Source organism: Pseudoalteromonas sp. S2893 (assembly GCF_005887105.1).
Lineage (GTDB): Bacteria > Pseudomonadota > Gammaproteobacteria > Enterobacterales > Alteromonadaceae > Pseudoalteromonas > Pseudoalteromonas atlantica.
Genome location: NZ_PNCY01000016.1, coordinates 32,047 through 54,653 on the forward strand (window position 1 = coordinate 32,047; position 22,607 = coordinate 54,653).

17 protein-coding genes are annotated in these 22,607 nt (G+C 42.9%); 8 read left to right on the plus strand and 9 right to left on the minus strand.

Features of this window, described 5'->3' with window-relative positions:
• Window positions 1-26: 26 nt before the first annotated feature.
• Window positions 27-626, plus strand: a complete 600-nt coding sequence (gene yihI, locus CWC04_RS10190; protein ID WP_138685342.1) for a Der GTPase-activating protein YihI — start codon at window positions 27-29, stop codon at window positions 624-626.
• A gap of 12 nt (window positions 627-638) precedes the next feature.
• Window positions 639-1,154 (plus strand): DUF2489 domain-containing protein, encoded by a 516-nt coding sequence (locus CWC04_RS10195; RefSeq protein ID WP_004589313.1) that lies wholly within the window; start codon window positions 639-641, stop codon window positions 1,152-1,154.
• 108 nt (window positions 1,155-1,262) lie between these two features.
• On the opposite strand, the gene hemN is transcribed toward CWC04_RS10195, so the two are convergent.
• On the minus strand, window positions 1,263-2,636 hold the full coding sequence (gene hemN, locus CWC04_RS10200; RefSeq protein WP_138685343.1) for an oxygen-independent coproporphyrinogen III oxidase: 1,374 nt from the start codon (window positions 2,634-2,636) through the stop codon (window positions 1,263-1,265).
• 112 nt (window positions 2,637-2,748) lie between these two features.
• Window positions 2,749-3,282, minus strand: coding sequence for a ribosome biogenesis factor YjgA (gene yjgA, locus CWC04_RS10205; RefSeq protein ID WP_004589315.1), 534 nt, complete (start codon window positions 3,280-3,282; stop codon window positions 2,749-2,751).
• Between the two features lie 144 nt (window positions 3,283-3,426).
• On the opposite strand from yjgA, the gene pmbA reads away from it, so the two are divergent.
• The 3 genes from pmbA to CWC04_RS10220 all read left to right on the plus strand — a co-directional run bounded on the left by pmbA (window position 3,427) and on the right by CWC04_RS10220 (window position 7,702).
• A complete protein-coding gene (gene pmbA / locus CWC04_RS10210) occupies window positions 3,427-4,776 on the plus strand; it encodes a metalloprotease PmbA (RefSeq protein WP_004589316.1) in 1,350 nt (449 codons plus the stop codon).
• Window positions 4,777-4,893: 117 nt separating this feature from the next.
• A complete protein-coding gene (locus tag CWC04_RS10215) occupies window positions 4,894-5,376 on the plus strand; it encodes a DciA family protein (protein WP_121636872.1) in 483 nt (160 codons plus the stop codon).
• 250 nt (window positions 5,377-5,626) lie between these two features.
• A complete protein-coding gene (locus CWC04_RS10220) occupies window positions 5,627-7,702 on the plus strand; it encodes a M13 family metallopeptidase (RefSeq protein ID WP_138685344.1) in 2,076 nt (691 codons plus the stop codon).
• 170 nt (window positions 7,703-7,872) lie between these two features.
• On the opposite strand, the gene CWC04_RS10225 is transcribed toward CWC04_RS10220, so the two are convergent.
• The 4 genes from CWC04_RS10225 to CWC04_RS10240 form a co-directional block, all read right to left on the minus strand.
• Window positions 7,873-8,940, minus strand: coding sequence for a phosphotransferase enzyme family protein (locus tag CWC04_RS10225; RefSeq protein WP_138685345.1), 1,068 nt, complete (start codon window positions 8,938-8,940; stop codon window positions 7,873-7,875).
• Between the two features lie 5 nt (window positions 8,941-8,945).
• Entirely contained in the window at window positions 8,946-9,344 is a 399-nt protein-coding gene (gene mutT, locus CWC04_RS10230; protein ID WP_004589320.1) for an 8-oxo-dGTP diphosphatase MutT, read from the minus strand.
• A gap of 60 nt (window positions 9,345-9,404) precedes the next feature.
• Complete coding sequence (secA, locus tag CWC04_RS10235) at window positions 9,405-12,113, minus strand: preprotein translocase subunit SecA (protein WP_054982941.1); 2,709 nt, start codon at window positions 12,111-12,113, stop codon at window positions 9,405-9,407.
• A gap of 431 nt (window positions 12,114-12,544) precedes the next feature.
• Window positions 12,545-14,572 (minus strand): methyl-accepting chemotaxis protein, encoded by a 2,028-nt coding sequence (locus CWC04_RS10240; protein WP_029773386.1) that lies wholly within the window; start codon window positions 14,570-14,572, stop codon window positions 12,545-12,547.
• Between the two features lie 116 nt (window positions 14,573-14,688).
• Between CWC04_RS10240 and CWC04_RS10245 the strand changes: the two genes are divergently transcribed.
• The gene (locus CWC04_RS10245) at window positions 14,689-15,459 is read left to right on the plus strand and encodes a Rossmann-fold NAD(P)-binding domain-containing protein (RefSeq protein ID WP_138685346.1); all 771 of its coding nucleotides are present in this window, start codon (window positions 14,689-14,691) and stop codon (window positions 15,457-15,459) included.
• Here the strand turns inward: CWC04_RS10245 and hutH are convergent.
• The 3 genes from hutH to hutC all read right to left on the minus strand — a co-directional run bounded on the left by hutH (window position 15,437) and on the right by hutC (window position 19,441).
• A complete protein-coding gene (gene hutH, locus CWC04_RS10250; RefSeq protein ID WP_138685347.1) occupies window positions 15,437-16,990 on the minus strand; it encodes a histidine ammonia-lyase in 1,554 nt (517 codons plus the stop codon). The two genes, CWC04_RS10245 and hutH, sit on opposite strands and share 23 nt — an antisense overlap.
• Before the next feature lie 2 nt (window positions 16,991-16,992).
• Window positions 16,993-18,666 carry a urocanate hydratase gene (gene hutU, locus CWC04_RS10255; RefSeq protein WP_138685348.1) on the minus strand — a complete coding sequence of 558 codons (1,674 nt, stop codon included), beginning with the start codon at window positions 18,664-18,666 and terminating at the stop codon, window positions 16,993-16,995.
• Window positions 18,667-18,733: 67 nt separating this feature from the next.
• A complete protein-coding gene (gene hutC / locus CWC04_RS10260) occupies window positions 18,734-19,441 on the minus strand; it encodes a histidine utilization transcriptional repressor HutC (RefSeq protein WP_138685349.1) in 708 nt (235 codons plus the stop codon).
• Window positions 19,442-19,552: 111 nt separating this feature from the next.
• Here hutC and hutI point away from each other — a divergent pair, with 111 nt between their 5' ends.
• Complete coding sequence (gene hutI, locus CWC04_RS10265; RefSeq protein ID WP_138685350.1) at window positions 19,553-20,800, plus strand: imidazolonepropionase; 1,248 nt, start codon at window positions 19,553-19,555, stop codon at window positions 20,798-20,800.
• Between the two features lie 122 nt (window positions 20,801-20,922).
• Complete coding sequence (locus tag CWC04_RS10270; RefSeq protein ID WP_138685405.1) at window positions 20,923-22,587, plus strand: GGDEF domain-containing phosphodiesterase; 1,665 nt, start codon at window positions 20,923-20,925, stop codon at window positions 22,585-22,587.
• Window positions 22,588-22,607: the final 20 nt, after the last annotated feature.

Genomic DNA, 22,607 nt, shown 5'->3' on the forward strand with positions numbered 1-22,607 from the left:
AACCTCTTAAGTGAGATGATCAAGATATGAGTAGAAAGAAAAAATCACGCAAAATTCCTTCAAACGGCCCTGTTCGTTTAAGCCAAGATAAGCTTAAAGAAATGCGTGCGTTAAAAGAGCAACGAGTTAAAAAGCCAAAGGGTGCTAAGCCTGGTTCTCGTAATGCACCTGAGCTATTAGATAGCGATACTAAAAAAGCAAACTCAGCGCCAAAAGATAAGCGCGTCGGCAGTAAAAAAGCCGTGCCTTTAGTGGCTAGTGCACCACAGCCGCAAGTAGAAATGAAGCGTAACTTAAAGCCAACAGTTGAGCTTAAAAAGGTGACAGAGCCAGAGCTTACGCCTGAGCAAGAGCTAGAAGCGCTTGAAAACGATGAGCGTTTACTTAAGCTCGTTGAGCGCCATGAGCAAGGTGAAATGCTGACGGGTAAAGATGCGAAGTACTTTAATAGCCGTATTGCTCGCCACCAAGTACTTTGTAAGTTACTAGGTATCGAAGATGAAGACGAAGACGATTTTGAAGATGATTTTGAAGATAACTTCGAAAGCGACGGTAACTCAGATTTCGATAAGTACCTTTCAGATGATTTAGCCAATGAGTGGCTAGATGATGATGACGACAAATAGTAAGGGCGCTTAATGAGTACCGCAGTGATTGTAGCCTTGTTTGTAGGTGCTGTTATTATTGCTGGCTTAGCATTTTATGCAGGTCAGTTGCTCTATAAGCTTAACGCGCAAAAAAAGTTAATTGCGCAAAAGCAAGCAGAGCAACAGCAAAAGCTTAAGCAGTCGCGCTTAAAGCGTAACGCTAAACTTGCAGATAGCATTCATCTAATTGCTCGCGCAATGGCTGAAGAGCAATGTGAGTACTCTGAAGGCTGTTTACGGATTTGGGTTTTAATGTCTCAGTACGCTTTTGAAGATGAGCGAGATTTAACGCTAGCGTACCCAGGCATTTATAAAATGTATAACGTTGTGAAAGAAATGCCGACTCACGATGCACGCAAAAAATACTCTAAAAAAGAGATTTTTAAGCAAGATACAGCACGTTGGCGAGCTGAAGAAAACTTTAGTGATGAGATTAAAGCCGATTGCGACAAAATCATTGTTGAGTTTAAAGCTGCGCCGGGCAGCGAAAACATCGTATTTAATTAAACCCGATAGAAAATACCAAAAAGCAGACTCAGGTCTGCTTTTTTTATGCCTGCTTATCGACACACTTTTACCACCTCAAACGTGATAAGCGAATTGGTATAGCACTAATTAAATCACACGTGAGAAACGGGTTTTACTTATTTGCTTTTGTAAGTGAGCATCAAAGCACATACATATAATACGAATAAATAGATTTCCGCGAGGCGTGACGCGTATTACCTTATCGTTTATATGCACCATGTCATCGTCTATTAAAGGCTTTAGCGCTAACAGCGCATCCGCAAAATACTCATTAAAATGTATAGAATGCTTTTTCGCAAATGCGTACGTGTCTAATTCAAACTGGCAAATAAGTGATTTAATAGCCTCTGCGCGTATTACATCATCGTGCGTTAAATGCATTCCTTTATGTATAGCACTGCCGGCTTGCGTTTCAATTGCGTGATAATAATGCTTAAGCACTTTTTGGTTTTGTAAAATGGCGGTGCCAATTTGCGAAATAGACGAGACCCCTAAACCTAATAAGTCGCAATTACCGTGAGTGGTATAGCCCTGAAAGTTGCGATGTAACTGCCCTTTATTTTGCGCGACTGCAAGTTCGTTGTCGGCTTTTGCAAAATGATCCATACCAATAAACTGATAGCCTGCAGAGGTCATTTGCGCCAAGGTGTTTTTAAACATGGTTAGCTTGTCGTGGGCACTGGGTAAGTCAGCCTCTTTTATTTTACGTTGCGCTGCAAAGCGCTCTGGTAAATGTGCGTAATTAAATACGGAGACTCTATCTGGGCTTAAGGCAATTAATTGCGCTATTGTTTTTTCAAAGCTTTGGGGTGTTTGTTTAGGTAGGCCATAAATCATATCTGCATTTATAGACTTAAAGCCAAGCTCGCGGGCTTGAGTTATCAGTGCTTTAACGGTATCGACTTGCTGTGTGCGGTTAACCGCTTGTTGTACTTCATCGTTAAAATCTTGAATACCAAAGGATACGCGGTTAAAGCCTAAAACCCGTAAGTGTATAAGCATATCTTTAGCAAGGGAGCGTGGGTCTATTTCAATGCCTCGCTCAGTGTTGCGGGTAAAGTGAAAGTGCTGCTCTAATAAGTTAATTAAGCGCGTCATTTGCTTTACAGTTAAAAAGGTTGGCGTACCACCCCCTAAATGCAATTGTTCCACTGTGTAGTGTTTAAATAAAGGGGCATGCGCTGCTATTTCTTTTGTTAAATAATCTAAATATACATCGGCTTTAGACTGATGGCGTGTGATCACCTTGTTACATCCGCAGTAATAGCAAAGCTCACTGCAAAATGGGATATGAATATACAAAGAAAGTGAGCGACTAGAGGATGATTTTATAGCGCTAACAAGGTCTTGTTGCTGATACCCCTCGCTTAAAGATAAAGCGGTGGGGTAGGAGGTATAGCGTGGCCCTGACACGTTATACTTATTTATAAGAGTTTGATCCCATTTCGGAAGCTTTATCATCACGCGCACCTTATGTATTAATGAGGTGTTGAGTATAAAAAGCTTTTAAGGGAGGGGTTTTGATCTACAACAAAAAAGGTGCCTAAGCACCTTTTTAAAATAGTATTTTTTGTTAATACGTTATGTTGTGGGCATCTTTTAAGTATTGAAACAATTCTTTATAGCCCTTGCCTGGCTTTTCAGCTTTAACTTCTTTAGCGGCGTTACGTACCAATTGGCGCATTTTTTGGCGCTCAAGGGTTGGGTATTGCTCAATAGTTTCGTTAATTAAATCATCGCCTTGCTCAATTAAGTCGGTACGTAATTGCTCAATTTTTTTAATTAAAACCTCAGCTTGGTTATTTTTATTAAGCATTACGTCAATAATGGCTTTAATTTCTTCAACGTTTTCTACTGTGCGTAGCGTTTTAGCAATGTAATTTAAGTGGCGGCGGTACGCATCGCTTTTATTACTGATTTTATCAGCAACTACCATGGCTGCTTTCAAATCGTCATTGAGTGGTAAGCGTTCGCGTTGCTTTTTCCCCATTTTAGCAATTTCAGAACCTAACTGATGAAACTCTTGCGCGTCGCGCTTTAGTTCACTTTTTGATACGTAAATAATTTCTTCTTCAATTTCAGCAGGCTTGCCTTTTTTCTTCGCCATGGGGTGCTCTTAAGTAAAAATAACTTTTGCCATTATACGCGATTCTTTTAGTGATTAATATTAGCTGATGTGGTGCAGTGAGTGTGTTAGCATTTAAAGATAAGAAATGCGTGCAATATTGCCTTAAGGCTCAGGACTTAATTTATGAAAAGCCAACAACACGATCCAATTTATTCTCAAATCTCTCAAGTAAAAGATGCCGTAGCTGAAGTGCTCGAGCATGCTAAAAAATTGGGTGCCACTGCCGCAGAAGCTGCTATGTCTAGTACATCGGGTTTATCGGTAAGCACACGCATGGGTGAAGTAGAAACCATAGAGTTTAACCAAGATGGTGGTTTAGGTATCAGTGTTTATGTAGGGAATAATAAAGGCTCGGCGTCTACTGCTGATCTAAACCCAAAAACACTGCGCACGGTAGTAGAAAAAGCCATTGATATTGCCAAATTTACCTCAGACGACCCTTTTAATGGTATTGCCGATAAAGAATTACTCGAGTTTGCTCCTAAGGACCTTGATTTATATCACCCGTGGGATGTAAGCCCTGAGCAAGGGATTGAGCTATGTCACGCTGCAGAGCAAGCCGCTTTAAATGCTGATGAGCGTATTGTTAATTCAGATGGTGCAAGTTTTTCATCGCACCAAGGCTTACGTGTGTATGGTAATAGCCATGGTTTAATTGCTGGTTTTCCACGTACGCGTCACAGCATTAGCACTATGGTAATAGGCAAAGAAGGCGAGCACATGCAGCGCGACTCTGCTTATACTGTTGCTCGCGATCAGGGCGGACTTAACGACGCTGCTGCGGTAGGCCTAGAAGCCGCCACCGAAACTCTGGCTAAACTAAATAGCCAAAAGCTGGGTACTATGAAAGTCCCTGTTATTTTTAGAGCCGATATTGCCAACTCATTGTTTGGCCATTTAGTGTCGGCAATTGGCGGCGGGGCGCTTTATCGTAAATCGAGCTTTTTACTCGACAGCCTAGGCACCCAGGTATTTAGTAAGAACGTTAATATTGCTGAGCGTCCTCATATATTAAAAGGATTAGCGTCGTCGCCTTTTGATAGCGAAGGGGTAAAAACGATTGACCGTGAAATTATTCAAGGCGGTGAGCTGCAAACCTACTTATTAGCAAGTTATGCAGCGCGTAAACTAAATATGGCTCCAACAGGCCATGCAGGCGGTATTCATAACTGGTTAGTTGAGCAAACGCACAACGATTTATCGGCTTTATTAAAAACCATGGGAACAGGCTTATTAGTTACCGAGCTGATGGGGCAAGGCGTAAACACCGTTACGGGTGACTACTCGCGTGGAGCAGCTGGTTTTTGGGTAGAAAACGGTGAAATTCAGTACCCTGTTAGTGAAATTACCATTGCCGGAAATTTAAAAGACATGTTTAAAGGTATTTCGGCCATAGGGGGCGATATTGAGCGCAGAGGCGGCATTCAAACCGGCTCAGTACTTATAGAGCAAATGCAAATAGCAGGCGCTTAATAGCAATTAGCAATAATACTTAATTAAGCGAATTGGTATAATATAAAAGCACATATTTAAGCCGAGCATTTAAACGCTTGGCCTAAACGTGCTTTATTTAAATTTTTGAGGTGTTGAATGGCTAAAGATAGGTACGCACCAAAACCCCTGACTGACATTATGGCAGGCCTTAATAATCGCTTATCGGCCTATGCAGGTAAAAGCCAAGCGCTTGATAAGCAACAGGTGTTGCTTAAAGAGTTTTTAGGCCCTAAGCTTGCTGAAAAATGCCGTGTGAGTAATTACCGCGATGGCACGCTGATGATTGAAGCTGTATCGGCGGCAATTGCCCTTAAACTTAATTACTTAAAAATGGATATGCAGTCGCATTTTAGAGCGGCGGGCATGGCAGAGCTCGGACAAATTAAAATTGTTGCAAACCCTCAAGCAACAGCGCGCTTAAGCCCAACAACAGATAAACCCGGCCCCGCAGGTAAAGCACCTGGCAATTCAAGAAAAATGAGCCAGCAAACTTCAGATTACCTTAATGCCATTGCCGCATCAGCGCCCCCTTCGCTGAAAGAAAAGCTAGAGCGCCTTGCTCGCCATGGTAAAAAATAACTCCCAAAAGCGCGATTATGGTTGTTGGTAGGGCTATTTTGTTACCTCGTCTCATAGAAAATACTTTGTTACATATTCTATTTTATTGTTTCTTTAATGGGGTTTATCATACAAATTCGGCGTGTTGTTTTAACCGCCTAAATATTAATTTCATTAAGTGAAAGCATCGCAGGGCGCTTTTATTTTTTCTCTGGCATGCAATAGTTTAATGAAATAGATATTTTATTCTTTACTAACAAACGGAATAATTATGAAAAAAGTAACTATTACCGCTGCAAGTATCGCACTTGCACTGGGCCTAGTAGGTTGCGGTGAAAAACAACAAGAAACGCAAGTGGCCGACACCGCTGCCGTTACAGCACCTGCAGAAAAAACGCTTGAGCTAGGTGTAAACCTTGCCAATATGGATGAGTCGGTTCGTGCACAAGATGACTTTTATTACCATGTGAATGGACAGTGGCTTGCTAAAACAGAGATCCCTGGCGATAAGTCGAACTACGGCTCGTTTACACAGTTATACGACGAGTCGCAAAAAGCGATGAAAACAGCGCTTGAAAGTGCCGCTAATAATAGCAGTGCTAAAAAAGGCAGCGATGAGTACAAAATTGGCGCTTTTTACAAAAGCTACATGGATAAAGATACACGTGATGAGTTAGGTATTACACCTTTACAACCTTCACTTAATACCATTGATAGCCTTGATTCAAAAGCTGATCTTGCTCCTTTAATGGCTAAAATTCAGCAGCAAGGCGCTAGCTTACCATTTGGCTGGTTTGTAAATAACGATGCTAAAAATTCAAGTGAATACGCGTTGTACTTATCGCAATCTGGACTTGGCTTACCTGATCGTGACTATTACTTAAAAGATGATGAAAAATTTACTAAAATTCGCGCATCTTACGAGCAATACATAACCGATATTTTAGCTAAATCAGGCGTTGAAAATGCCGCTGATGCCGCGAAAAACGTTATCGCATTTGAAAGCGCTTTAGCTGAGGCGCAATGGAGTAGAGTACAAAGCCGTGATGCAACTAAGTCATACAATAAAATGACCGTAGCTGAGGCAAATAAGCTAACAGGCGACTTTGATTTAGCAGCATTTTTCAAAAGTGCAGGGGTAGATACCTCAGACATTATTGTACGTCAGCCAAGCTACTTAGAAGGGTTTGCTGATGTGTACAAAGAAACAGACTTAGCAACGTGGAAAAACTACTTAAAGTTTCATTTTGTAAGTGGTTACGCGCAGTTACTGAGCGCTGACTTAGTTGATCTTAAATTTGATTTTTACAGCACCACATTACGCGGCGTAAAAGAGCAAGCGCCACTTTGGAAAAAAGCGGTTGATGCATCTAACAGCGTACTTGGCGAAATTTTAGGTAAAGTATACGTAAAAGATAACTTCCCGCCTGAAGCAAAAGCACGTATGGAAGAGCTGGTAGATAACGTTATTAAAGGTTACGGCGTTGCTATTGAAAACCTGGAGTGGATGAGCCCTGAAACCAAGCTTGCAGCCCAAGAAAAGCTAAACAAATTTACCCCAAAAATTGGCTACCCAGATAAGTGGAAAGACTACTCACAGCTGAGCATTAACCCTGATGAATTAGTGGGTAACTACATACGTTACAGTCAGTGGGCTTATAGCGACATGATTGCTAAATTAGGCAAGCCAGTGGACCGCTCTGAGTGGCACATGACGCCACAAACAGTTAATGCTTACTACAATCCAGTAAATAACGAAATTGTATTCCCAGCTGCTATTTTACAGCCACCGTTCTTTAATTTAGAAGCCGATGACGCTGTAAACTACGGTGCAATTGGCGCAGTAATTGGCCACGAGCTAGGCCACGGTTTTGACGACCAAGGAGCTAAATACGATGGTGACGGTAACTTACGTAACTGGTGGAGTGAGTCTGACCTTAAACAGTTTGAAGAGCGTACCGGCGCGTTAGTAGCGCAATACAACGAATATAAACCGTTTGAAGATGCGGGTGTTAACGGCGAGCTTACCCTTGGCGAAAACATTGGCGACCTAGGTGGTTTAACGGTGGCTTATAAGGCGTATCAATTATCGTTAGGTGAGAACAAAGCGCCTGTTATTGATGGCTATACCGGCGATCAGCGTTTCTTTATGGGTTGGTCACAAATTTGGCGTCGTAAGTACCGCGATGAAGAGCTACGTAACCGCTTAATGACAGACCCGCATTCACCAAGTCACTACCGTGTTATCGGTATCTTGTCGAACATGCCTGAGTTTTACCAAGCGTTTGACGTAAAAGAAGGCGACAAAATGTATATCAAACCAGAAGACCGCGTAAAAATTTGGTAATTGATAGCCTGTTAGTTAACCTGAATCTGGTTAAGAGATAAATTACCCAGCATTCAGGTTGATAAATAAAAGCCAGTAAGTGTTTAGCTTGCTGGCTTTTTTATATTTAAATACTGAGTACTAATACCAATGCGCAATAATACGAATCCGCAATAATACTTAATTTAGGGCTACTGCATGAGTGTTTTATGCATCCAGCTTTGATTGCTTAAAATATTTTTATACAAAGCCAGCTGGTTTTGCGCACGTTCTAAATTATGTTCTGCATGGGTGGTTTTAAAGTACACGTCGTTATTTAAGTAATCAGTTAAAAACCGCACACTGAGCATTAGCGGCATAACTTTAGCGCCAAGTAGCAAACTTGCTTGCTCTTTGTTGCTAATAGCCGATTTAAGGGGGGCAAGGTAGCCTTTAACAAGCGCAGTAAATACCTCTTTGCGAATAACCACTTTATCAAGATTAATGGAATCTTCTGCCTCAGCGCAGCAAAATGTGCGCACCATGTCTCCAAAGTCATATAATAAAAAGCCTGCCATACACGTATCTAAATCGATAACTGCTTTAGCTTTATATGTATTGCTGCAATACAGCATATTATTTATTTTAGTGTCGTTGTGGCACACTCGGGTGGGCAAATCGGCTGTTACGTCAGCGAGTTCTTTTACTAAATGCTGTTGTGCAATGCAGTAGTCAATGTCGTTTTTACACTGCTGCAGCCGCTCTTTAGTGGCGGTGCTAATAGCTGTATTAAGCTGCTCAAAGCGCATAGCTAAGTTATGGAAGTCAGTAATAACAGGGTAGAGACTTGATGCGTCAAAATCGAGCAAGGCACGTGTAAAGGTGCCAAATGCAAATGCGGCTTGCTGTGCGTGATGGGGCTCTGTAACCACATCTTCGCTAATACTTTGGCTAATAAAATTAAGCACGCGATAGTACGCGTTGTTAATTGTAATAAGGTATTCACCTTGGCAAGTACTTATATGCTTAACAATGTCGAGCGGGTAAGTATTTGCTTGTTGTTTAGCGCTTAGGTGCTGCTCAATTAACTGGGCGTTATTGACCAGTTGTGCTGGGTTTTTAAATACATGAGTATTGAGCTTTTGAACAACAAATTGCTGCGCAGCATTAGTTAACAGCCACGTGGTGTTTATATGTCCGCTGCCTAAAGAGCTCACCTGAGTAAGCTCAGGGTTTAGCGCTAATAGCTCACTTAATTTATTTTGTATTGCTGTATTCATGTGCTTTAGGCGTATCGCGCTTGTATTTTTTCGATAATCTCGGCGTTAGCAGCAGGGAACTCATAGTTACTAAGCTCATTAATAGCAACCCATTCACTTGGTTGCCCTTCGGCGCCATGTGCTTCACCGCTAAAGTTACTCACAACGTGAATATCAAGTTTTACACATTTATCGCCATAGTCATGTTCAATCACCATAAGTTGGCTAGAGCTGTGAATGGTAATGCCAACTTCTTCACTTAGCTCACGCTTAAGTGCAGCAAATACGCTCTCGCCAGCTTCTACTTTCCCGCCTGGAAATTCCCATAAGCCACCTTGATGTTGCTCATCAGCGCGCTTGCAGATAAAGATGGCGTTATTTTTTTTTATTACGCCTACCGCTACATTTACAATTTTTGTTGTCATGTTTTTTCTCCATAAAAAAAGCGACGCTAGCGTCGCTTTTTAATTACATACAATGCGTCGTTACTTTAATTTACCACAACATTGCTTAAACTTTTGTCCTGAGCCACACGGACACGGATCGTTACGGCCAACTTTAGGCGCTGTTCTTGCCATTACAGTTGCGCTTTGAGGTGCTTCACCGCCTACATGTTCAGCTTCTTCGTGTTGGTACTCGCGAGGGGCATTTTCACTTTTACGGTGTTGCTCTTCTACTTTTTCAACATCTTCTTCGGCACGAACTTGTACTTTACTTAAAATGCCCACTACATCAACTTTTAAGTTTTCAAGCATTTCGGTGAATAGCTCAAACGACTCGCGCTTGTATTCTTGCTTAGGATTCTTTTGTGCATAGCCACGTAAGTGAATACCTTGGCGTAAATGATCCATTGCAGCAAGGTGATCTTTCCAGTGCTGATCAAGGCTTTGAAGCATAATCGCTTTTTCAAACTGACGCAGTACAGAGTCGCCAACTTGCTCTTCTTTTTGCTTGTAAGCTTGCTCAACAGCTTGCTCAATGCGCTCACGAAGTTTTTCTTCGTATAGTTTATTGTCATCAGCTAACCACTGCGTGATAGGCAGCTCAATCAGGAAGTCTTGTTTTAAGCGCTCTTCAAGGCCTGGTATATCCCACATTTCAGCAAGGCTTTGTGGTGCAATGTATTGATCAATAACACCGGCAAGTACATCACCACGGATTGCTGTAATGGTTTCTGAAATATCGCCTTCTTCAAGCAGCTCGTTACGTTGAGAGTAAACAACACGACGTTGATCGTTTGCTACATCATCGTACTCAAGTAATTGCTTACGTACATCAAAGTTACGTGCTTCTACTTTACGCTGAGCGTTTTCAATTGCACGGTTAACCCAAGGGTGCTCAATGGCTTCGCCGCGTTGCATACCTAGTTTACGCATCATGTTAGTCATGCGCTCGCCGGCAAATATACGCATTAGCGCATCATCCATCGATAGATAAAAACGGCTAGAGCCGGCATCACCCTGACGACCAGCACGGCCACGTAATTGGTTATCTATACGGCGCGATTCATGACGCTCAGTACCAATAATGTGTAAACCGCCAGCGTCAATTACTGCATCGTGGCGAATTTTCCACGCCGCTTTAATTTCAGCAATTTGCTCATCTGATGGGTTTTCTAGTTTTTCAACTTCGCTGTTCCAGTTACCACCAAGCACAATATCGGTACCACGACCGGCCATGTTGGTTGCAATTGTTACAGTACCTGGTAAACCAGCATCCGATACGATGTCAGCTTCTTGCGCGTGGAATTTAGCATTAAGTACGTTGTGCTTAATTTTTTCTTTGCGTAAAAACTGCGATAAATACTCAGAGCTTTCAATCGAAATAGTACCTACAAGCACAGGCTGTCCGCGCTCTTGGCAATCTTTAATATCGGCTAAAATAGCTTCGTATTTTTCTTCTTGTGTTAGGTAAACTAAATCGGCGCGATCATCACGGATCATCGGCTTATTAGTTGGCATAACAACCGTGTCTAGGCCGTAAATAGATTGAAACTCAAATGCCTCAGTATCGGCTGTACCAGTCATACCGGCTAAAGTTTCGTATAAACGGAAGTAGTTTTGGAACGTGATTGAAGCCAGTGTTTGGTTTTCGTTTTGAATTTTTACACCTTCTTTAGCTTCAACAGCTTGGTGTAAACCTTCAGACCAACGACGACCTTCCATTGAGCGCCCTGTGTGCTCATCGATAATAATGACTTCGTTTTCTTTAACAACGTAATCAACATCTTTTTGATAAAGCTTGTGGGCACGAAGTGCGGCATACACGTGGCTCAGTAATGTAATGCTACCGGCTGAGTAAAGCGAGTCGCCTTCTTCAATTAAGCCACGTTCAGTAAGTAGGTCTTCTACTTTAATTTGACCGCGCTCAGTTAAGTGAACTTGCTTAGACTTTTCGTCAATTGTGTAATCGCCATCGCCTTCAATGCCTTCTTCGTCTTCTTTTTCTTGAAGCTCTAAAAGCGGCACTATTTTGTTGATTTCGATGTATAGCTCAGAGCTATCTTCAGCTGGGCCTGAGATAATAAGTGGTGTACGCGCTTCATCAATTAAGATTGAATCCACTTCATCCACTACTGCATAAAACAGTGGGCGTTGTACGCGCTCATCAATGCTAAATGCCATGTTGTCACGAAGGTAGTCAAAACCAAATTCGTTATTTGTACCGTAGGTAATGTCAGCAGTATAAGCTTGCTTTTTCTGTTGTGGCATCATGCCTGGTACGTTACAGCCCACAGTAAGGCCTAAGAACTCAAATAACTCGCGGTTTGTTTCAGCATCACGTTTAGCAAGGTAGTCGTTCACGGTAATTACATGCACGCCTTTGCCTGTTAAGCCATTTAAGTAGGCTGGAAGTGTGGCTGTGAGGGTTTTACCTTCACCGGTACGCATTTCTGCAATACGACCTTGATGTAAAACCATGCCGCCTAATAGCTGTACGTCAAAGTGACGCATGCCATTTACACGCTTTGACGCTTCGCGTACCACAGCAAATGCTTCTGGTAGAATGTCGTCAAGGCTTTGTCCGTTATCGTAACGTTCTCTAAACTCAGCTGTCTTAGCTCTTAAATCTTCATCAGAAAGCGCTTCTAATTGCGTTTCTAGCGCATTAATTAGCGCGACCGTCTTTCTTAGGTTTTTAATAGTGCGGTCATTGCGACTACCAAAAATCTTGGTAAATAAATTAGATATCATGATAAAACCGTTACAATGTATTCTTTGTTAACCGAGTGTCGGCTAACCCATTTTTTACAATTGGTAATTAATATGTACTTTTACATAACCTGTAGAACATATTAATTAGCAATTTTGTATTAAAGAGCCTCAAAGCACTGTTTAATACGTGTGCTACTATACCAGACTCTGCCAAACAACAAACTATCTCAACTAAAAGATGTGTATTAAAAACAGAAAAATTTGATCTGATGCGTAAAAACCACTTTAACTGATTTAATTACGCTAAAAAATAGCAGCAAGTTGTGAAGATATGGTGTTAAAAAATTTAAAAACAAGAGTGCTAGGGCATGCGGGCCTTGGGTGATTGAAATTCATTCAATCCACAAAGCTCAACACGCCCTAGGTGGGTAAATTTTATACTTAGTTACCCACCTTATTACGCTGTGTATTTAAAGCTTAAACTGATTAACCGTTTTGTTTAAGGCAACAGCAAGGTCGCTTAAATCGCGCGCTTCATCTGCTAAAATGTGTGCGTGATCAGCGGTGCTGTTTACTAAGCCATTAATTGCTGCAAGGCTGGTATTAATGTCCTCTGCGACAACGGTTTGTTGCTCGGTTGAAGTGGCAATTTGGTGGCTTTGGTCTTGTACTTTAGTTACCGACTGAGCAATGTTTTGTAATGAACTTAGCACTTCTTTTGTTTGCGATACTGAGCCTTCAGTTTGCTCTTGCCCTTGTAGCATCATTACCGACGCTTGTTGGGCAATTTGCTGTAAGCGAGAAATCATATTACGAATATCGTCTGTTGATTCTTGCGTACGGCTTGCCAGTGAACGTACTTCATCAGCAACTACCGCAAAACCACGGCCATGCTCACCTGCACGCGCAGCTTCAATGGCGGCATTTAAAGCAAGTAAGTTGGTTTGATCGGCAATAGAGTTAATTACATCCACCAATGCACCAATGTTATTACTTTCTTGCTCAAGCCCTGCTACCACTTTAGACGCTTCACCTATGTGTAGCGCAAGTTCGGTCATCACACGTTGTGCTTGAGTTGAGCGGTCAGCACCTTCGGCAGTAATAGCTTGTACTTCTTCGGCGGCGCTGTTGGTATGCTGTGCGTTACGCGATATTTCAAGTACAGTGCTGGCCATTTCGGTCACGGCGGCACTAACGCTGTCTACTTGTTGTTTTTCTTGCTGTATTTCGGTGTTGGTTTGAGCAGACACGTTTTTAAGTTGCGCTGCGGCATTGGTCAACTGCTCAGCTTGTGCGGCTGTTTCTAACATCATGGCGCGCAGCTTATCGATGAATGTATTCATGTGATTGGCAAGCTGGCCGACCTCATCCTGGCTGGTAATATTAATCTTTTGGGTTAAATCGCCTTCGCCCGATGCAATATCACGCATTATGTTAGTTAAGGTGGTAATAGGCTGCGAGATCATGTGGGTTGCCCATAATATCATCGCTAAAATTATCACTAAAATAATCACCACTGCGGTGGTTGTGGTGGTAACCGCCTCATTAACGGGGGCTTCAATCATGCTGGTTGGGATCAGTATACCTACATACCAATCTAGATAAGGTTGCTCTAGTTGTAAGCGATGGTAAACCACATAATACTCTTCTCCTTTTAAGGTCACCAATTGGCTGCCTTCGAGGTTATTACGCATTTGTGCGTTAAGCTCTGTAAAGCCTGAAGTATTATTAAACTGGCTTTCAAGGCCATCTAGCCCTTCTTTACCTTTAGGGCCTTCGTCGGTGTTAGACAGCTTATGGCCGGTAGCATTTGAAAAGTGTACAACCTTTTGATTGCCATCAAGTAAAAAGCCATAGCCTTGGCCGTTAAAGCGAATACCTTCAACCATATCGTTGATTTTATTAAGCTGTAAATCAACGCCGCCCATACCAATAAGTTTACGCTGTGCATTGTATACCGGCTGTTGTACAACTGCTGAGGCAACCCCAGTGGTTAAATCGACCGATATAGGGCCTACGTAAAGTTTATTAATTTGCAGGGCTTCTTGCCACCAACCACGCTTATAGGCGTAGTAAGGTTGGCCATTGTAATGGCTGGTACGCTCGTTTTCTTTAAAGTATTCACCGGTGGTTGCTGATGCGAAAAACGCCGACAGTACATTTTCGTCATTTGAGCTAATGCGTACAAAGTCTTGATTAACTTCGTTGTAGCCGGGGGCGTTTTTAATCGGCTGGTCGCGAGTATCCCAATTTTCAAAAAAATTAACTAAATGCGGGTTATTAACAAACGTAGAAACCAGCTTGCCATACTTTGCAAAGTAGCTTTGCATTGAAAGTTGTTCGCTTTGTAGGTAGCTTTGAGCTTCGCGCTCAATGTTTACTCTGGAAAGGTTAGCGATGTGATTTACAAAAAATGTTGAAGCAATAATTAGCAAAATGGTGATGGTGCCACCAATCAATAATAATATTTTCTTCCGTAATGATAAATTATTTAGCATAAGTGCACGTATTATTGTTTTTTAGTAGGTTGTATCTAATCATATCTTACTTTAAATCTCTATGAAGTTAGATAAAAAGCACTAATTATGCGTTTAAAATGAAGGGTTATGCAAAAATGGAAACAAAAGCTAATAAATTAGTAGTATTAGGCGCAGGCTGGTTGGGTCATACTTTGTGCCTACAAGCTAAACAGGCGGGTTGGCAGGTACAAGGTACGCATAGAAGTGATGAGCACACAGACGATTTTCAGCGTCAATTTGTCTTGATTGATGGGCAACTAATACACCAAATAGATTTACACGATGCTTACTGGGTGTGTGCAATCCCCCCACGAAGCAGACACAGTGAAAGTAACTACCCAGAAACACTAAGCGCTGCACTTTCACTTTCTAAACAATTAAATGCAAAGGGCTTTATTTTGTGCTCATCTACCGGTGTGTACGACCAAGAGCCAGGTGTTTACACTGAAAGCAGTGAAATAAGTTGTACCAATGAGCGACAAATAAAACTATACGATGGCGAAGAAAAGGTGCTTGAGCAAGATGGTAAAGTACTGCGTTTAGCAGGGTTATTAGGACCTAACCGCGAGCCAGGGCGTTTTGTTGCTGGGAAAGAATTAAATTCATCGAGCCAGCAGGTGGTTAATATGGTGCATCAACAAGATGTGATAAACGCCATTTTTGCGGTAATAGAAAACTATAATTCGGGGCAAAATATTTATAACGTGGTAAATCCATCGCACCCAACTAAAGCGAATTATTATGCACAAAAGTGTGCAGAGCATGGCGGCGAAATACCAACCTTTACCAGTAATGAAAGTGCTGAGCGCAAAGTACTTGGCTCAGCAATTGAGGCGTTAGGTTTTAGCTATCAGCATGGAATTTAAAATGCGATGGTAGTGGGTTGTGGTGAATAAAGTCGCACAATGCCCCTTGTGCTAAAAGCGTATTGGTTGCCTCTATATCGGGGGCAAAGTAGCGGTCTTTATCGTAGTAACTTACATGCTCGCGCAGCAGAGCTTTTGCTTTTTCTACTTGCGGTGAAGGTTTAAGTGGGGCTCTAAACTTAAGCCCTTGAGCAGCTCCAAGCCATTCAATTGCTAATACCCCGCGGGTGTTATTGGCCATTTCCTTTAAGCGCCTTGCTGCAAAGGTTGCCATAGAGACATGATCTTCTTGATTTGCTGATGTTGGCAGGCTGTCTACCGAGGCTGGATGCGCAAGCGATTTGTTCTCGGAGGCAAGCGCAGCCGCGGTTACTTGGGCAATCATAAAACCTGAGTTAACTCCGCCGTTTTCAACTAAAAAAGGTGGCAGTGTAGAGAGGTTTGAATCAATAAGTAGCGCGATTCTTCGCTCTGCCAGCGCGCCTATTTCGGCAATCGCAATGGCTAAGTTATCAGCGGCCATAGCAACGGGCTCTGCATGAAAGTTACCACCGGATATAATATCGCCCACATCGGCAAATACCAGCGGGTTGTCGGTAACGCCGTTTGATTCACATAACAACACTTCTGCGGCGTGGCGTATTTGTGTTAAACACGCGCCGAGTACCTGAGGTTGGCAGCGAAGGCAGTAAGGGTCTTGCACTTTTTCGCAGTTTACGTGAGATTGGCTAATTTGTGATTCAGTACTAAGTAGCTCTCTAAATACACTGGCCGTATCAATTTGGCCGCGTTGCCCCCGTATTTCGTGAATGCGTGCATCAAAAGGCGAACGGCTACCCATTGCGGCTTCTATGCTAATAGAGCCTATAACACAGCTTTGTGCATATAAATCTTCTGCTTGGAAAAGCCCTTGTAACGCAAACGCCGTAGAGGCTTGTGTACCATTTAACAGTGCCAGTCCTTCTTTTGCGCCTAATGTAAGAGGTGAAAGATTGGCAATTTTCAGCCCTTGAGCAGCACTTATAATTTCACCTTTGTGGCGCATGTTGCCTTCACCTAATAGTGGAAGGCACATATGAGCAAGAGGCGCTAAATCGCCCGAAGCACCCACAGACCCTTTTTGTGGCACGCACGGGTACACTTCACTGCACAGTAGTTGCATAAAAAATGCGATCACCTCTAGGCGTATCCCTGAGTAGCCCCGAGACAAAGAGTTTACTTTTAAGGTCATCATTAGTCTTACAGTGCTGTCGTCCATGAACTCCCCAATACCGGCAGCATGCGAAAGCACAATACTGCGCTGCAGTAGCTCAAGCTCGTCATCTGCTATTTTTGTATTGGCTAATAACCCAAAGCCGGTGTTAATACCGTACACCGTTTGGCGTTTGTTTATTACGTTTTGAACAGTTTGTGCACTGGCCGCTATTTGTGTACTGGCGCCATCGACTAAGTTAAGTGTGACAGCAGAGTCATTAATTTTTCTTAGGGTGCTTAAATCTAACTGCCCTGGTGTGAGAGTGTGTGAAATCATGACTATTCCTTGTTTAGCATAGGGAGATCTAGGTGGTGCTCTTGCGCGCAATTTTTAGCGATGTCGTAGCCTGCATCAGCATGGCGCATAACGCCGGTAGCAGGGTCGTTCCAAAGCACACGAGCGATGCGTTGCGCGGCTTGTTCACTACCATCAGCAACAATAACCACGCCTGCGTGCTGGCTAAAGCCCATGCCCACTCCGCCGCCATGGTGGAGCGACACCCACGTTGCGCCACCCGCAGTATTAAGCAAAGCATTAAGTAACGGCCAATCAGAAACGGCGTCTGAGCCATCTTGCATACTTTCGGTTTCGCGGTTGGGGCTTGCTACAGAGCCAGAGTCGAGATGATCGCGACCAATTACAACCGGCGCTTTAAGCTCGCCATTTTTAACCATGTCGTTAAAGGCCAGTGCAAGGCGGGCTCGGTTTTTTAAACCAACCCAGCATATTCGCGCTGGCAAACCCTGAAATTGAATGCGCTCACGCGCCATATCAAGCCAGTTATGTAAGTGGGTATCTTCTGCGATAAGCTCTTTCACTTTTGCATCGGTTTTATAAATGTCTTCGGGGTCGCCCGAAAGCGCAACCCATCTAAATGGGCCAATTCCTTCACAAAATAACGGACGGATATAAGCAGGCACAAAGCCCGGAAAATCAAACGCGTTGGTAACGCCTTCTTCAAATGCCATTTGGCGAATGTTATTGCCATAGTCGGTAGTGGCAGCACCGGCTTTTTGAAGTGCTAGCATGGCGTTTACTTGCACTGCCATAGATTGCTTAGCGGCTTTAACCACTGCCTGTGGGTTTTGTTCACGCATTTTTGCTGCGTGTTGCATGCTCCAACCTTGCGGTAGGTAGCCGTTGAGTGGGTCGTGCGCTGAGGTTTGGTCGGTCACTATATCAGGGGTAATATTGCTGTTTGCCAGTGCAGTAAAAATATCGGCAGCATTACCTAATAAGCCTACCGATAATGCCTTACCTTTAATGCAAGCATCGGTAACTAGCTCAAGCGCGTGCTCAAGTGTCGTGGCTTTTACATCAACGTAGCCGGTTTTAATTCGAAAATCGATACGGGTTTCGTCGCATTCCACAACTAATGCGCTAAAGCCTGCCATCGTCGCGGCGAGAGGTTGTGCGCCTCCCATACCGCCAAGGCCTGCTGTTAAAACCCATTTACCTTTTGCATTACCGCCAAAGTGTTGCTTTGCCATTGCTACAAAGGTTTCGTAAGTGCCTTGCACTATGCCTTGTGAGCCAATATAAATCCAAGAGCCCGCGGTCATTTGCCCATACATCATTAAGCCTTTCTTATCGAGCTCATTGAAGTGCTCCCAATTTGCCCAATGTGGCACCAAGTTAGAATTAGCAATGAGAACGCGCGGCGCGTTTTCGTGGGTTTTAAATACGCCCACGGGCTTACCCGATTGCACAAGCAGGGTTTCGTCGTTTTCGAGTCTATCTAGGGTTTCAATTATTTTATCAAAGCTTGGCCAGTCTCTTGCCGCACGGCCAATACCGCCATATACCACTAACGCGTGAGGGTGCTCTGCCACATCAGGGTCTAAATTGTTCATTAACATGCGTTTAGCGGCTTCTGTTTGCCAACTTTTAGCGCTAATTTTATCGCCATGAGGCGCGCGGATTTCTCGCTGTGTGTCGAGCCGGTTGTTCATGAATTTCTCCTGTTGTATATACAAGGTGGTTAGCTACAAAAAAACGCCCTTGAGCGTTACGTTGTTATTATTTTTTAAATGTTAAGTGCCCGCCCAAACGGTATTTACTGCCCGGTGATACTAAGCGAGCAAAGCTTACTATGCCTTTTGTAGACCAAGTACGACGAATAACCTGTAAGCAGGGTTCTTCGTTATACAGGTTAAGCCATTGGCACATTTGCGAGTTAGGCATAACCGCTTCCACAGTGTGGCGCGCTTGTGTGAGCGGCGCTACGCTCGATAAGTATTCATGCGGTGTGAGGGCGCTAAAGTCTTGTTGTAAATAACCCGCGGCTAAAGCTGGGTTTACAAATCGCTCTTCTACTTGCAGTGGTTTGTCGTTCTCATTGTGTACAAGCACACTGCGATACACCACGCTATCTACTTCAACGCCAAGCGCAATAGCTATGGGTGCTAACGCATTGATTGATTCAAGCACTTGCACACTACAGCTGTATTGCCCGTTACGTTCTTTTACTTCATCGGCTATGTTTTTAATTTCAAGTAGTGACGACTGCGATTTAAAACTGGCTACAAACGTACCTAACCCTTGGCTGCGCGTTAAAATGCCGGCATCTGTTAATTCGCTCAGTGCACGTCGTGCGGTCATACGGCTTACAGAAAATTGGCTGCTAAGCTCGTTTTCTGAAGGGACACGTTGGTTTTCTTGCCATGCGCCATTTTTTATTTTATCGACAATAAATTGTTTTATTTGTGCAAATTTAGGAGTGGTCATTACTATTATTAGCTGTACTTAAAATAAACTATTTAATAAAGATGGCATAATTGTCTTGTATATACAAGGTGTATTGTTAGACTGTATTTTAAGCACGTTAGGGAGCTAAGTATGCAAAATAAAACAACGGGTTACGCCTTAGAAGATCTCGACTTATTATTAACTGATGCCAACATAGCAACCATGGATAGCACAATTGATGCACCTTATGGGGCTATAGAAAATGCGGCACTGGCGATTAAAAACGGCGAAATTGTATGGTTAGGTGAGCAATCAAACTTACCCAGTTTTGATGCCTTTGCTACTCCTACATTAAGTATTAAAGGGCAATGGTTAACGCCTGGGCTTATTGATTGCCATACACATTTAATATTTGCAGGCTCCCGAGCTGAGGAATTTGAGCAGCGCTTACAAGGTGTAAGCTATGAACAGATAGCTGCACAAGGTGGCGGTATAGCCAGTACCGTTAAGGCCACTCGCGCGGCAGATCATGAGCAGTTATTTGTTGATGCAAAAGATCGCTTAAACACTTTACTTGCTGAGGGCGTAACGACTGCTGAGATAAAGTCGGGATACGGGCTTGATGTTGAAAACGAAATAAAAATTTTAGAAGTGGCGCGTTTGCTTAATGATCATCATCCTATTGATATTAAAACCACGTTTTTAGGTGCTCATGCGCTACCCCCTGAATACAAAGGCCGTGCAGATGAATACATAGATTTAGTATGTACGCAGATGCTTGAGGACGTAGTGGCTAATAACCTTGCCGATGCTGTGGATGTATTTTGTGAAAATGTAGGCTTTAGTCTTGCACAAACAAAACAAGTGTTTGATGCAGCTACAAAACATAACTTGCCGGTAAAATGCCATGCTGAGCAGCTTTCTAATCAGCAGGGCGCACAGCTGGTGGCTGAGTATAAAGGCCTTTCAGCTGATCATATTGAGTACCTTGATGAAAACGGCGTAAAAGCCATGGCAGAGGTTGGCACTGTGGCTGTTTTATTACCTGGGGCTTTTTATTTTTTACGAGAAACACAGCTTCCTCCCATCGATTTGCTGCAAAAATACAATGTGCCTATTGCTATTGCCAGTGACTTTAACCCAGGCACCTCGCCTTTATGTTCTGTGCAATTAATGATGAACATGGCATGTACTTTATTTAGGCTCACCCCTGAGCAGGCCCTTGCGGGAGTAACCCGCAATGCAGCGCAGGCACTAGGTTTGAAAGACAGAGGCGTGCTAAAGGTTGGTGCAAGGGCTGATATTGCGCACTGGCAAATAGGTCACCCTGCACAATTAAGTTACCAATTTGGCGTAAATAAACTGTTAAATCTATGGATTTTGGGTAGAATTAATTAGTTTGTATTATTTTTGTCCATATTTAACATGCTTTTATTAAATTTTATTGCTAATGGAGTGGCGTAAGCTTGAGTATTTTGACTGACAGTAACTTTCCAATATTTTTTAGCGGCGCGCTGTTAATGGCGATGGTCGCTACGTTATTTGCGGTTAAAAATACCAGTATTAAATTTAGTTACTTATGTACAGGCGCTGTCGGTTTAGCCATTTTAAGTAGCGGGGCTGCTTGGTTAGCAATATTGCTCGCTTTTGGTTTTTGCTTTCATTTATGGCAAGCGTTTGAGCGTAATAGTTGGAGTATGATTATCACAAGCGCCGTTTCAGGGTTGCTATTTGTGGTGTTGTTTTCAGCGCATTTACTCATGGACGTGCCTCTATTTTGGGTGGTGGTGGCTATTATTCTGCTAGCGGTTGTAGGGCTAATGAGCGAGGAAGAAGAGCCCAAAGTTGAAGATTCGCATAACATTAATGAGCCTGAGCCGTACCAAGATGACTCTCCTCTTGCTGCATTTGCAGATAAACAGCAGTTACGCCAGGGTTATTACAGCTGGAGTAAAGAAAAACAGCTAGAAGCAGCACTGGTGATTATTCGTCTAGAAGGGTTTGAGCAAGTTAATCAGCACATAGGCAGAGATTTTGGGGATTTATTGTTGGCACAATCGGCCAACAGAATAAAAGACTTACTAAATAACGACAATGTGATTGACTTAGGTGGCCAAGAAAAATTGGCGCATTTAGGCGGTCTTAACTTTGCCTTTATTTGCAGCTTAGCTGTGCACAAACATAGCCATGAACACATCATTGAGCAAATTATTGGCGCAACACTTAAACCGTTTAACGTTGCTAATTGTACCGTAGAGGTAAAAGCAAGGGCGAGTTACGTTAATTGCGATGAGCAAGACGCTAACTTTGATAACTTAGTATCGTGTGCATACTTAGCCCTTGATAGTCAGCCTAAAAAAGCTGTGGTTGTGTACCATCAACAAATGATGGTTGAGCAACTTGAGCAGCAAGCCCGTTTAAAAGAGCTGGCTAATATTGATTTTGTAAGCGAGCTTGAACTTTATTTTCAGCCTATTATTCGCAATGACGACGGCCAAATTGAGTTTTTAGAACTTCTGTTGCGTTGGCAGCACCCTCAACAAGGTATCTTATCTGCCCACCGGTTTATTGATGATATTCATATTGCGGGTTTAGCTTACCCACTGGCTAAGTTTGTTATAGAGCGGGCCGCAGAGCTTGCCATGGCACTTCGCATAGAGGGGATTGCTATACCGCTGAGCATTAACTTATTTGGCCCCGAAATGCTTAACGAAGAGTTTGTTGAGTTTGTAGATAGCGTGGTGAGTGAGCACAACTTACAACACGGAGATTTAATTGTTGAATGCCCGCTGCATATATTCACAGATTTAGATAATAAGGGCCGTGCGATGATTGCCCGATTAAATAATATAGGTTTAAAGATATGCGTTGATGGGCTAGGCGATAATCCCATTGTTCTTTCTAAGCTGCCAAATCTAGCTGTTGAATACATTAAGGTGGCACCATCGCTTACTGCAGATTTTAGCAATCAAAATAATATTCGCAGCCTAGTAGGCGGTATGGTTGAAATGCATAACCAACAAAATACCAAGGTTATTTTTGAGGGCGTTGAAACCTTAGACCAATTAAAATTTGTAAAAAGTTTAAAAGCGCATGCAGCACAAGGTTATTATTTTGGCCACCCGTTAAGCAGCATTGGCTTAATGAGTTGGCTAAAGCAGTGGCAGGCTCACCAGACACAATAAGTTATGCCAAGCTGCAATAA

What these genes read in the sequence shown, in the direction of transcription:
- yihI (WP_138685342.1), top strand. Translation starts at nt 27, where the DNA reads ATGAGTAGAAAGAAAAAATCACGCAAAATTCCTTCAAACGGCCCTGTT.
- CWC04_RS10195 (WP_004589313.1), top strand. Translation starts at nt 639, where the DNA reads ATGAGTACCGCAGTGATTGTAGCCTTGTTTGTAGGTGCTGTTATTATT.
- hemN (WP_138685343.1), bottom strand. Translation starts at nt 2,636, where the DNA reads ATGATAAAGCTTCCGAAATGGGATCAAACTCTTATAAATAAGTATAAC.
- yjgA (WP_004589315.1), bottom strand. Translation starts at nt 3,282, where the DNA reads ATGGCGAAGAAAAAAGGCAAGCCTGCTGAAATTGAAGAAGAAATTATT.
- pmbA (WP_004589316.1), top strand. Translation starts at nt 3,427, where the DNA reads ATGAAAAGCCAACAACACGATCCAATTTATTCTCAAATCTCTCAAGTA.
- CWC04_RS10215 (WP_121636872.1), top strand. Translation starts at nt 4,894, where the DNA reads ATGGCTAAAGATAGGTACGCACCAAAACCCCTGACTGACATTATGGCA.
- CWC04_RS10220 (WP_138685344.1), top strand. Translation starts at nt 5,627, where the DNA reads ATGAAAAAAGTAACTATTACCGCTGCAAGTATCGCACTTGCACTGGGC.
- CWC04_RS10225 (WP_138685345.1), bottom strand. Translation starts at nt 8,940, where the DNA reads ATGAATACAGCAATACAAAATAAATTAAGTGAGCTATTAGCGCTAAAC.
- mutT (WP_004589320.1), bottom strand. Translation starts at nt 9,344, where the DNA reads ATGACAACAAAAATTGTAAATGTAGCGGTAGGCGTAATAAAAAAAAAT.
- secA (WP_054982941.1), bottom strand. Translation starts at nt 12,113, where the DNA reads ATGATATCTAATTTATTTACCAAGATTTTTGGTAGTCGCAATGACCGC.
- CWC04_RS10240 (WP_029773386.1), bottom strand. Translation starts at nt 14,572, where the DNA reads ATGCTAAATAATTTATCATTACGGAAGAAAATATTATTATTGATTGGT.
- CWC04_RS10245 (WP_138685346.1), top strand. Translation starts at nt 14,689, where the DNA reads ATGGAAACAAAAGCTAATAAATTAGTAGTATTAGGCGCAGGCTGGTTG.
- hutH (WP_138685347.1), bottom strand. Translation starts at nt 16,990, where the DNA reads ATGATTTCACACACTCTCACACCAGGGCAGTTAGATTTAAGCACCCTA.
- hutU (WP_138685348.1), bottom strand. Translation starts at nt 18,666, where the DNA reads ATGAACAACCGGCTCGACACACAGCGAGAAATCCGCGCGCCTCATGGC.
- hutC (WP_138685349.1), bottom strand. Translation starts at nt 19,441, where the DNA reads ATGACCACTCCTAAATTTGCACAAATAAAACAATTTATTGTCGATAAA.
- hutI (WP_138685350.1), top strand. Translation starts at nt 19,553, where the DNA reads ATGCAAAATAAAACAACGGGTTACGCCTTAGAAGATCTCGACTTATTA.
- CWC04_RS10270 (WP_138685405.1), top strand. Translation starts at nt 20,923, where the DNA reads ATGGCGATGGTCGCTACGTTATTTGCGGTTAAAAATACCAGTATTAAA.